The 13,114-nt window shown below is 37.7% G+C and carries 4 protein-coding genes; 3 read left to right on the top strand and 1 reads right to left on the bottom strand.

Annotated features, from left to right (window positions below):
* Positions 1–6: 6 nt before the first annotated feature.
* Both NMU02_RS13695 and NMU02_RS01215 read left to right on the top strand, forming a co-directional pair.
* Entirely contained in the window at positions 7–2,706 is a 2,700-nt protein-coding gene (locus tag NMU02_RS13695; RefSeq protein WP_255025278.1) for a response regulator, read from the top strand.
* A 23-nt stretch (positions 2,707–2,729) separates the two neighbouring features.
* On the top strand, positions 2,730–4,670 hold the full coding sequence (locus NMU02_RS01215) for a sensor histidine kinase (protein ID WP_255025275.1): 1,941 nt from the start codon (positions 2,730–2,732) through the stop codon (positions 4,668–4,670).
* A gap of 81 nt (positions 4,671–4,751) precedes the next feature.
* Here NMU02_RS01215 and NMU02_RS01210 read toward each other — a convergent pair whose 3' ends face one another.
* Complete coding sequence (locus tag NMU02_RS01210) at positions 4,752–7,460, bottom strand: MGH1-like glycoside hydrolase domain-containing protein (protein WP_255025274.1); 2,709 nt, start codon at positions 7,458–7,460, stop codon at positions 4,752–4,754.
* Positions 7,461–8,417: 957 nt separating this feature from the next.
* On the opposite strand from NMU02_RS01210, the gene NMU02_RS01205 reads away from it, so the two are divergent.
* Positions 8,418–13,031: a GH92 family glycosyl hydrolase gene (locus tag NMU02_RS01205; protein ID WP_255025272.1), complete on the top strand. Its 4,614-nt coding sequence runs from the start codon at positions 8,418–8,420 to the stop codon at positions 13,029–13,031.
* Positions 13,032–13,114: the final 83 nt, after the last annotated feature.

The raw sequence follows: 13,114 nt of genomic DNA, 5'->3' as shown, positions 1-13,114 counted from the left end.
AAAAGAGTGGCTAAAAAAAAGAAAATAATATTATTAACTACACTGGTTGCCGTCGTGATGACGACGGTAATCGGTGTACTCGTTTTTTTATTAAATCCCAGAGACAAAGAACAAATTTATAAAATACTAGTCATACACTCTTATAAAGAAGGATATTCGTGGGGAGAAGAAATAAATAAAGGAATCTCGACCGGATTTTCTAAAAATCATTTAAACGTTTCTCTAAAACATTTTTATCTTAACTGTGAACAATTAAATGCCAAATCGGAATTAGCCATTCTCTATAAATTACTGGAAGAACAAAAAGAAAATAAACCCGATCTCATTCTTGTTGAAGACGACCAGGCGACTTTTTCCCTGATTACCTGTGAACACCCTTTTACAAAAAATATACCTATTATATTCGCCGGAGTAAGTTACCTTAACTACGATATACTTATCGGACATAATAACATAACCGGGTTCGAATGCAAAAAAGAATTGCAGAAATGTATCGATTTGGCCCGGTCGATTTCATCTGTAAAATACATCAATGTCGTTATAGACAGTACTATTTTGGGAAAAGCTTCCCAAAAAGAAATCATAGAACAGTGGAAGCAATTACCGGCAAGTTACAAAACAGATTATAAATTACGGTTTATTTCCCCCCGAGATACTCGCACATTTAATGTCTTATTTCAGTTCCGTTACGCCCAAAACGATGAAATATTCATTCTTCCCCGGTGGGATTTTACCACTTCTTTATTTTCGAATATTTCAAATCGACCATTCTATTCGCTCTGTAACGAAGGAATAGGTAAAAATATGAATGGAGGTATTCTGGGCGGTATATTTCCTACGTCATTTCAACAAGGTTACGACGGAGCCTGCCTTGCGGCCGATATACTATTGAAAAAAAAGGTTATTACTCATGTCCCGTTACAATACCATGCGTCGAAACCGGTATATGACTGGCTACAAATAAAAAGACTCGATCTTTCGCCATCGTCATTCCCGCCCGAAAGCTATTTTTATAACATGCCGGCCTTCGAGAAATACAAAACCGTAATTATCATCATTTCGGTAATTGTCGCAATACTGTTATTGACAGCCTGCTATATGCTTATAAGAGAATACATAAAGAAAAAAAGAATACAAGAACAACTTTTTTCCAATCAGCAGTTACTGTATCAGGTTTTTCATGCAATTAATTTTTATCCCTGGTTATATGACCCCAATAACGAAATTTTCTCTTTTGACAAACGGTTTTTTAGCGGAACCGATATTCCGTTTATTAAAAGTCCGCAGATAGGAAAAGAAGAAATACTTCAGCGTATACATCCTGACGACAGGGAGAACATCAATGCTCAAATACGAAATTCGATAAAACACCCTGAAAAAAGAGGAGAATGCGAATTCAGAATAGGCAATAGAAACGATAAATTCGAATGGTGGAAGATCGCCTTTTCTGCCATTACAACTTCTTCAGAGAAAGCCCCCCGCATTTGTGGAATCTGTTTTTCGATAGAAGAGGTAAAACAGCATGAAAAAGAACTCATTATCGCTAAAGATATGGCTGCACAGGCAGAACTGAAACAATCGTTCCTTGCCAATATAAGCCACGAAATACGTACCCCGCTGAATGTAATCGTCGGGTTCACAAACTTACTAACCGATAACGATGACATTACAGATGAAGAACGCCATGAAATCATCCAAACTATTAATAAAAATTGTGAGACGCTACTTAAACTGATAAACGATATTTTAGAGCTTTCACTGCTTGAATCCGGGAAAATAGAACTACAAAAAGAATTTTGTAACCCACATGTATTACTGTCCCGATTAATAGAACAATTCGAATCACAAAAAACAGAAAATGTAAAATTCAAACTATCCACCCCCATACATCCCGTAATTTTTAAGACAGATGAAATACGTCTTAAAAATATCTTATCTAATCTGATTCATAATGCTGTAAAATTTACACATGAAGGGACTATTACCATCGGATACAAAACAAATGAAAATAAAGAAATCATCTTTTTCGTCCAAGATACCGGATGTGGAATCTGTGAAAAAAAACTTCTCGTTATTTTCGACCATTTTTATAAAGAAGACGAATTTACACAAGGAAGCGGTCTCGGCTTGTCTATTAGCGCCCGAATTACAAAATTATTGAACGGGGTTATAAAAGTTGATTCTCAAAAAGATAAAGGTAGCTGCTTTAGTATAATTTTCCCTCTAACTAAAGAAGATAAAGCAGAGAACCCCAAAATCTTTATGGATACTTATTCTCCAAAACCTGAAAATGTACCGAAAGCTGATCGATATAATAACTTTCAAAAACCATGTTTGCTGATTGCCGAAGATATCGAAAGTAATTTTCTCTTACTTCAAACTATTATCGGTAATAAATACAATATAATATGGGCGAAAAACGGAAAAGAAGCTGTCGATTTATTCAAATCGGAAACTGTAAATATGATATTAATGGATATAAAAATGCCTGAAATGAATGGCATTGAAGCGTTAAAAGAAATCCGTAAAATATCCTCTGATATACCCATCGTTATGCAAACAGCTCATGCTTTCGATAGAGATCGTGAAATCGCCGAAAAAGCCGGGTGTAACGGGTTCATTACAAAGCCAATTAATCCACAGATACTCAGAGATATGATAAATCGGTTTATCAATATCGATTCCTATAAGAGAACAAATAATTAAAGATGAACAGAACACTCATATATATGAAACCTTTTACAGATAAGATTTACCACTTTTTCAGAAAATCTTTCTCTGCCGGGCTACTATTCTTACTATGTCCGATAACATTATTTGCCACCGACAAATCGACGATACTTATTATCAGTTCCTACAACCCCGATACACAATTTACAACCGCTAACATAAACGCATTCAGTGAAGAATACGTAAAATTAGGGGGGACATCCGTAATCTCAATCGAAAATATGAATTGTCAAAGCCTTCCAGAGTCGAAGGAATGGAAAGGGAGAATGGGTAAAATATTAGCTAAATATAAAGAGACTCCACTAAAATTGATTGTTCTTTACGGGCAAGAGGCTTGGTCGTCTTACCTTTCACAGGATGAAATACCGATAAAAAATATACCCGTTCTCTGTGGAATGGCAAGCCGAAATGCTGTTTTACTTCCTGATGAAAATCAAAATTTGAACGAATGGTTTCCCGAAAGTGTCGATGTATTCGACGATATGAACCATAAAAGTATAAAATCGGGATATGCGTATGAATACGATATACCTACCAATATTAATTTGATACGGCACTTATACCCGTTAACCCGTAATATAGCCTTTATCTCTGACAACACGTATGGCGGTGTTTCTTTGCAAGCTCTCGTAAAGAAAGAGATGAAAGCGTTTGCTGATCTTAATCTTATTATTCTCGACGGACGTTTTAATACCATCTATGAAATTATAAAAGATATTAGCGAACTTCCTCCTAACACAGTTATACTGTTCGGTACTTGGAAAGTAGATGCATCGAACGCCTTTTTTATGAAGAACGCTATTTATACCATGGCCGATGTAAATCCTAAAGTACCTGTATTTTCTATATCGTCATTAGGTGTAGGAAACTGGGCTATAGGCGGTTACTCTCCTCTCTATCAGGAACAGGGAACAGGCATGGCACAACAAGCAATAGATCTCGAACACAATAAGGAAGTAGAAGTAAAATTCATACCCAATTACTACTTATTCGACGCCAATAAAGTAAAAGAAATGGGCATTTCTCTCAGCAGCCTTCCTAAAAATGCGACTCTCATTAATAAAGAAGAGCCTTTTTGGAAAAAGTACCCGATGGAAACTACTGCAATCGGAATTACCTTATTTATTTTGATCATCGGCTTTATGACGACTTCATATTTTTATTTAAGAACAAAACGTATAAAAGAACATTTGGAAAAATCGGAAAAAGAACTGATCATTGCCAAAGAACATGCCGAAGAATCGAGTCGTTTAAAAACAGCATTTCTGGCGAATATGAGCCACGAAATACGTACACCGCTGAATGCGATCGTAGGTTTTTCGGCCGTATTAGCCGAAGAAAACGAAAACCCGGAACAACAGGAATATCTCAACATTATCCAAAAAAATTCAGACTTATTATTGCGTCTCATCAATGATATTCTCGACGTCTCTCGATTGGAATCGGGACGTGTACAATTCAATTTTTCGACTTACGATATCGTACAGATATGCCATGATCAAGTAGCTACTTTAAATCAGGTAAAAAAGACCGATGCAGAATATATATTCGATACCCAAGACGAAAAATTCGAATTGGTGACCGATTCACAACGATTGCAACAGATTATTATCAATCTACTCAATAATGCCGGTAAATTTACTTCCTCAGGAAGTATAACCCTTTCCTATAAAAAAGAACCAGAAAACAATCGGGTCGTATTCTCCGTTACCGATACCGGCTGTGGAATCCCCAAAGAAAAGCAAGCGAAAGTATTCGATCGTTTCGAAAAATTAAATGAGTTTGCCCAAGGAACCGGATTAGGACTCTCGATATGCAAATTGACCATTAATAAAATGGGAGGCGATATTTGGATAGACAGTTCTTATAATCAAGGAGCCCGTTTTTGCTTTTCTCATCCCTTGAACCTTATCCCGAAAGAAAACGGGTTATTCAAATAATCGATAATTCAAAAGCATATAATATAAACAGAAAGGCTTCTTTCTCAAAAGAAGCCTTTCTGTTTATATTATCGTATTTAACTACTTTACTCTGATAATTCTCATATAATCGAGCATAGCCCGATTAACATTACCATTCATATTCTCATTAAAATCCTCAAATGATAATACGACAGTACGTTTCCCTTTTTCGAGCCCGGTTCTTACCTGATTTGAAAATCCCCACTCCGACCACATATCCCTGCCGCGCTGCGGAAATACTACCGTTCCCCGCTTTTCTCCATCGACAGACAAGGTACGCATAGCACACTTATTATCTTCAATCAATGTATTACTCCCGTTCGCATACCTGAAATCGAATATATATTCTCCTGTCTCGGGAACATCTACCGTCATCACAATTTCCCGATTTTCCGTTTTCGAAATTTCCACTGCTCCATTACCTGTAAATTTACGACATTTTTTAAAATCAGTCACAGGAGCAAATTCAGATACATATACAATTGTTTCGTATTTAGGATCATACACCGGTAACGGTTCACTGGCAAAACCTTCATATCCTTTTTTATCTACTCCGATAAACTGATATTCGGTATACATACCCGGATCACCGATACGAAAACGACTTCCGTTTATCGACGCATCGTTTACATGTGCGATTTCCTTCCCGTCTTTAATTATTTTATAGGAAACAGCATCTGCAGCCTCTACCCAAGCCAATTCATTTATTGCAGAAAGATATCCTTTAGGTGTTTCTACCGAAGTATAATTAGGTTTATCATTGAAATACTGACTTTTCGGCGTATTATTTTTCATCACCATAACAATTTTATGGCGCCCTTTTAACTTAGGAGTAATTATCGGATCGCTTTTCTTTCCGTCGATCGTAAAAGAATCAAGTTCATCGCCATAACCGCTAATTTCTATATCGAGTGTCGCATTTCGGTACTTAAAATTTTCAAGTTTCTTTTTACCCGCTAATGCTTTTGGAATAAAGGGCCTGAAAGCTAAATAGTCTTTTTCGAAATTAATTCCGAAAAATAATCGGTGTACAATCCCCAAACTACCAGAAATACTCCATAACATATTGCTCGAGTTCATCTCAGTTTTAAAGTCTCCGTTTTCGGCTACAAAGTTCTCCTTATTAGTTGCAAATAATGCGGCCGCACGATATACCGCCGCGATACCCGCAGTTACAGCCGGCTCATTTCCAGCTTTTGCTGCAGCCCAAGTCCAATATGTCTGTACAAAAGGCCATATTCCGTTATTATGGTAAGGAGTCATATTCGGTATCTGAGGGAAAAGGCAAGTATTACCGAAAGGCGTATGTACGACCGAACGTACAATTTTTTCAGATTGTTCCTGATCGGCAATATCGAACAATACACAAAGAGATTCTCCCAATGTTTCGGAACGGGGCGACAGTATTTTTGCATTACGCCCGTAAAGATATTGTCCGTAATAGCCTCTATCGGGCATCCATAAATAACGATTTATTCCCTTCTTTATACGCTCTGCATTTTCTTTAAAATGCGGAACTAATGCATTATCTCCTGTTAATGACGCCATCTCTGCAGCGATCTCGTTGGCCCTATAAAACGCAGCATTTGTTCCCAAACATTCAGACTCGTATATATCGGCCGGTTGCATCCACCGTGGATATTCCTGCTCACGCCAGTCGAGAAACGAAGATTCTCCTCTGACTAAACCAGTTTCAGTATCAAAAACTATTTGCTCATCTTGCAATATCGTGTTCTTTATAATCTCGTATGATTTAGCCAACCAGTCTTTGTCTCCCGTAACCAAATAAATCTGCCAAGCAGCGACAGCCCAAATAATACGATCCGACGATACCGGATAAGATCCTCCTGTTCCCGTGTCCTGCACGATGCGACCATCTTTAACTTTACGCATCAGGCTGTTCATAGAAATATCGGGACGCATATACGACATCGACAACAATATACTGTAACTTATATCACGAGTCCAAACTCCTCCCCAAGATTCACCGGTACGCCAAGTATTATCAGCCTCTATAAGATTAGTAGCCTCTTCTACCGAAATATTGTAAATCGCATCCGAAATGAGAATATCTGAAGTAAAGCGTGGATAACGGTCTACTTCTTTTTTCTTCTTCCATGAACAAGTAACCCGTTTTTTATCCTGATTATTCATAATAAGCTCTATTTCGTATATTCCGTCACCATCATCATCTTTAAGTTCCAGATCGGGTCGATTTTTCAGACGGCCGAAATTCCATGTCAATGGTTCGATATTGCCGGCAATATATACACTTTTAAAATCTTCTTTCATAATTTTATTACCTCTCGGTGTGATATAATATCCTTTTTCATCGAACGATCTGAGCACATGATTCATATCCAGCCTAATTTTTAGACGGGTATTCGGCACGATCACAAAATCATCAGGAATTTCTCTTTTATCAATGTATAATTCACCGAACCTAAATAGCGGTGTTTCATCTTTTCCCGTAAGAGATAAAATATTAAACGTATGATCATATCCTCCATGGTTCTCATTATCCCCCCCGTTTATACAGAATTTAAAGAGCATGTGAGGATTTTCGGCATTCGATACATCTTCAGGACTCCTATAATTACTCCGTATCTCATCTGTCGATATGATTCGAGAAATATATTCTCCTTGAATTACTTTATCGGTAAATACCGAATATGCGTCATTACCATAGAGCAAACCATTGTTTGATTGCCCGAAACAAATACCCCAAAAGGCATTCGCAATAAGAAAAGAAAATAGCTTTTTTTTCATAGCACAATATTTAATCGTCCCTCAGGACTTACAGCATAATTAAAAAAACACAAATGATTATTTTAAAAATCCAAAATACGATTAGGATCACAAAACGACCCCTGAATTATTTCGAGGTGTGAAGGTAATAAATATATCGGGAACACTTTATTTTTAGAATATACTTTTCATTTTTATCACTCAAAATCTCTGTATCGATATTTTTCTCTAACAAAATCACAATTCAGACAGAAACATTACAAATATTTTCATACATCTCTCTATATCCTTCATTTCGGATACAATAAAGATGCATATTCACGAATTTTATCACCCGCAAAGTTAAACAATCACAATAAAGAAAAGATGGTTTCCGCAAATAAATGATAGCTAAAAAATAAATCTTCGGGAAACAAACGGGAACGGACTATTCACATAGTCGATAGGTGTCATTATAAGAGTTTTTTTGCGATTCACATCGATATTAATATTCAGTTTTTCCCTCCCGAAGATTTATATATCAATTTTGATATAAGATTTCTCCGAAATTTTGAAACAAAGATATATATGATATTTTAAAAAATAATCGTTTTCTCCCGTCTATTTTCCTATTTTTTTTTGATGCTTTAGCCCTACAACACATTGTAGATTGATTTTAAACATAATTTAACACAAATAAAGTTACAAAGAGGTATTTCGGTTCTGCTATTTTCTCAAAACAATAAAACTTCGAATAAACTTTTTAAACCTTCAAAAATCAATGCAAATAGAAAGTCCCATTTAAAACATTTGATTTCTTCTCTCCCCCGGATATTCTACATTAAACGTCTTATATTTAAAAGAAAAACTTCTATACTCAAACGAAATAAAAAAAATTTGTATTATACGGAATATATTTTTAATTTTGTTTATCATCATAAAGTGCTTTAACTTTTTCACTACACCATACAAAACAACCCTCATAATACCTCTTACATTATGCGAAAAATTCTATCTATTTTAATTACTTTTTTTCTGGTAGCGACGGCATCAGCAGACGGATTGGTCGATTATGTAAATTCCCTGCAAGGGACAAATTCAAAATTCGAACTAACCAGAGGTAATACATACGCAACCCTCGCTATGCCATGGGGAATGAATTTCTGGACCGCTCAAACGGCTAATAACCGGGATGGCTGGATATACCAATATTTCAAAGACGAAATTAAAGGATTCAGGCAAACACACCAATGCAGTTCATGGACAAATGATTATGCCGCTTTCTCTTTAATGCCGCTTTCAGGAACACTCATCGTTGACAACACCAAACGGGGGCAAAAATTTTCACATGATAACGAAATCGCAAAACCTCATTACTATAAAGTTACTTTCGATAACGGACTAACGACTGAAATGACACCGACCGAACGAGGAGTACATTTCAAATTCGATTTTCCGACCAATAAAGCTTCCTATATCGTTGTAGATGGTAACAGCGGAGGTAGTATGGTACATATCTTCCCAGAAGAACGAAAAGTAATAGGCTATTGCAAAAATGCAAACAGTTCGGTGCCGGCGAATTTTGCCAATTATTTCATCATTGTATTCAATCAGCCATTTACAGCTTACGGCACCTATGACGGCACCAAAGATTACGCCCTCAATTTTAATTCTACAGAAAGTGAAAGTGACAATACAGGGGCTTATTTAAAATTCGAACCCGGAGTAAAAGTCGAAGCGCAAGTCGTATCTTCTTTTATCAGTCACGAACAAGCCGAATTAAACTTCGAACAGGAACTTAAAGGAAAAACATTCGACGAATTGAAAAAAAATGCCGAAAAAGCCTGGAATGAAAAATTAGGAAAAATAGAAATCGAAGGTGCCACTCAGGAACAACTCGAAACATTTTATTCCTGCTTCTTTCGATCGATGTTATTTCCCCGTAAATTTTACGAAAAAGATAAAAATAACAACCCGATCTACTACAGCCCTTATGACGGTAATATACACGAAGGTACCATGTATACCGACAATGGTTTTTGGGATACTTTCAGAGCCCAATTTCCACTAAATCTTATTTTACACCCCTCGATGCACAGCGACTATGTGCGTACGCTCATGGAGGCTTATGATCAGAGTAACTGGTTGCCTTCGTGGTCGTTCCCCGGCCATAGCGGAGGTATGATTGGAAATCATGCGTTTTCTCTGTTAGCCGACGCTTATGTAAAAGGGGTACGTACATTCGATCCACTGAAAGCCCTCAAAGCCATGAAGCACGACGCAACAGCTAAGGGTCCCGGAGGACCGTCGATCGGACGCGACGGTTGGGAATATTATTTCGGGCTGGGATACATTCCCTATCCCGGAGTAGGTGAAGCCACCGCTAAAACACTTGAATATTGTTATGACGACTTTTGCGCAATGCAAGTTGCCCGATTATCGGGAAATCGAGAATACGAAGAATTTTTCGGAAACCAGATATTTAATTACCGTAATGTTTACGACCCCGTTACCCGATTTATGCGAGGGCGGCAAAGTAATGGGGAATGGACTCCCAATTTCTCTCCGATCGAATGGGGAGGTCCGTTTACCGAAGGGTGTGCATGGCATTGGCACTGGTCGGTAATGCACGATATACAAGGGCTGATAAATCTGATGGGAGGAGACAAGAATTTCGTAGCAAAAATAGACTCGGTATTTTCCGAACCCAGTGATTTTAAAGTAGGCTCTTACGGTTATGTCATTCACGAAATGACCGAAATGGTAATGATTAATATGGGACAGTACGCTCATGGAAATCAGCCCATTCAACACATGGTTTACCTTTATAATTATGCAGGAGAACCCTGGAAAACACAAAAGTGGGTACGTAAAGTAATGACCGATTTATATAACGCAACCGAAGACGGATATCCCGGCGATGAAGATCAGGGTCAAATGTCTTCCTGGTATGTCATCAGCGCTATGGGATTATACTCGGTATGTCCCGGTACCGACCAATATGTCATCGGTAGTCCGCTCTTCCCCAAAATGACAGTACACCTCGAAAACGGCAAAAAACTGATTATCGAAGCTCAAAATAACTCTCCCGAAAATATTTATATACAGTCGGCCTCTTTAAACGGTAAAAACTTTACCCGTTCTTGGCTTACTTATGATGAGATTATGAATGGCGGAACCTTGCATTTCGAAATGGGTAATACCCCGAATACGACCCGTGGAATTAATAAAGAAGATGCTCCATTTTCGGTTTCCCGGGATATGATCAAAAATGTAAATAATGAGATCAGAAGCCAGGATGACCTTTCGGATATTCGTCTCAATCCCGATGGGGATTATATACTGATGAACGATATAGAAGTCACAGGAGAATGGATTCCGATCAGAGGTTTTACCGGGACTTTAGACGGGAACGGACATATAATTTCAGGACTTCGTTATAGTAATACTGAACAGGCCCAATTGGGTCTGTTCGCATATACAGAAGGTGCCACAATTAAACGGCTCGGAATAGAAGACGCCTTTTTTAATGGAAACGAAGATATCGGCGGTATTGTTGGCCTTGCTAAAAATACAACCATCGAAGAGTGTTATGTAAGTAACAGTTATTTAGAAGGGCGTGATCATATTGGCGGTATTGTCGGCGCGACAGGAAGGGCGATACCGGGAAGTCCTTCAGAACCGTCTATCATAAAAAATTGCTATTCATCTGCGACAATACATTCGAGAGAGCATCAGGCAGGAGGGATTATGGGGGTATTGATAGATGCCAGTATAGAAAATTGTTATTTTTCGGGAGTAATTACTTGCGAAAAAACAAATGCTGCAGGTATCGTTACTCTTGTCGATAGAGACGATGTTTCGGGAAAACTTACCAATTGCGTAGTCATGTCGCCTTACATCGTATCGCCAATCCCTACCCGTATTGCGAGTAACGACCGTAGCAGCAACACTTTTATACGAAGCAATAATTATGCCTGCACCGATATGAAAATCGGAAATACATTCCTTAATCTGGCCCCTGTCCTCTCCAGTAACGCACAATATGGGAAAAACAAACTACAAGGAGCTAATGTATCGGCAACTGACCTAAAAAAATTCGATTTTTACCAGAATATTTTGCTGTGGGATATGTCGAAATGGAAATTCATCGATGATGATGCTTATCCTGTTCTCAACTGGCAAACATTACCCATTAAAAGTGTTATCATAGGTAATTATCAACCCTCCTACACCGTAGTAAAAGGCGATAAAATTCCATTCTTTACCGGAAGCACATTAGGACAAGATTTAACCGTAAATTCCGATAACAACAATATAGCTTCATTCTCAAAAAATGATAATAAAATTACAATTTTCGGTACCGGAACCACCCGTATAACAATAAATACCGGAACAAAAAACGAAAATATATCTTTATCCCCTGTTACCCTTCAAATAGAATCTTTTTCAAATGAAGACCTCTCGCATATGATAATAAATACAACAGACGATCTTAGAAAAATAGAAAACCTCCCCCATGCCTGTTATTTTTTAGCCGCAAACCTCGATCTGAAAGGTACCGCATGGGATGCTATCTGTTCTCAGAACAATCCCTTTACTGGGACACTCGACGGCCAGGGACATACCATAAAAAATGTAACGATCAACCGGGAAAACTCATCGAACCAAGGTTTTTTCGGATATATAAATAACGCGACAATACAAAATCTCAATCTCGAAAATGTACATATTACCGGAAAAGCCGATGTCGGAGGACTTGTAGGAAAAAGTACCGGAGGCAAAATACATCAAGTGTCAGTAAGAGGATATATAGAAGGAAACGATCATATCGGAGGATTAATAGGGGGCACTGTAAGCGACTCACAAACACTTATCGAAAATTGTTTTGTACACGGCAATATCAAATCCAATAACTATCAGGTAGGCGGACTCGTAGGAGCCGTATCAAATACACTCGTAGCAAATTCTTATTTTGCCGGGACTGTTACCGGACCGTATAGCGGAAACGGAAACAATACCGGAGGTATTTACGGTCTGCTCGAAGATGGGAAAAGCGGACTGGCCAATGTCGTATGCGCTGCTGAAAAAGTTTATGGAGGACTTCCGGGAAAACTCATCGCAAGAGCATCGAATGATAATTGCTTGTTAAAAACATTATCGAATACTTACTATAATGAAGAAATGGAATATCCTGGGCCGAGAAATAGCGATGATATAAAATATGTCTATGTCGATAATGTTTCACAACCGAAATCTCTTATCGAACTCCGTCGTCGAGACACTTATGAAAATATCGGCTGGGATTTTGCTTCAGTCTGGAAAATGAACGACGGATTCGATTTCCCTCAATTAAAATACAGTGAAGGGGAAGACGGTATTACCAACATATCGAAAGATTCTGTGTACCGGCTGATCGTAGATAATAACCAATTAATCGTTAAAGGAGGACAAGATGGAAATATATCGGTTTTTACTTTGAACGGAACAAACATTAGGCAAGGACAATTAAATGACGGAATCGCTTATATAAATTTACCCGGGAAAGGAATCTACGTAGTAAACATCGACAATATAGACAACGTATCCTCTTACAAAATCATCAACAAATAAATTAACACACATTTATCATTTCAATAACAAGCCATATTCCGCGTAAGCTTTATATTATAAAAGAAGGTTTATATCGAAATTTT

The organism is Coprobacter tertius, assembly GCF_024330105.1.
Lineage (GTDB): Bacteria > Bacteroidota > Bacteroidia > Bacteroidales > Coprobacteraceae > Coprobacter > Coprobacter tertius.
This window is presented reverse-complemented; position numbering and strand designations above follow the sequence as displayed.

What these genes read in the sequence shown, in the direction of transcription:
- NMU02_RS01215 (WP_255025275.1), top strand. Translation starts at nt 2,730, where the DNA reads ATGAAACCTTTTACAGATAAGATTTACCACTTTTTCAGAAAATCTTTC.
- NMU02_RS01210 (WP_255025274.1), bottom strand. Translation starts at nt 7,460, where the DNA reads ATGAAAAAAAAGCTATTTTCTTTTCTTATTGCGAATGCCTTTTGGGGT.
- NMU02_RS01205 (WP_255025272.1), top strand. Translation starts at nt 8,418, where the DNA reads ATGCGAAAAATTCTATCTATTTTAATTACTTTTTTTCTGGTAGCGACG.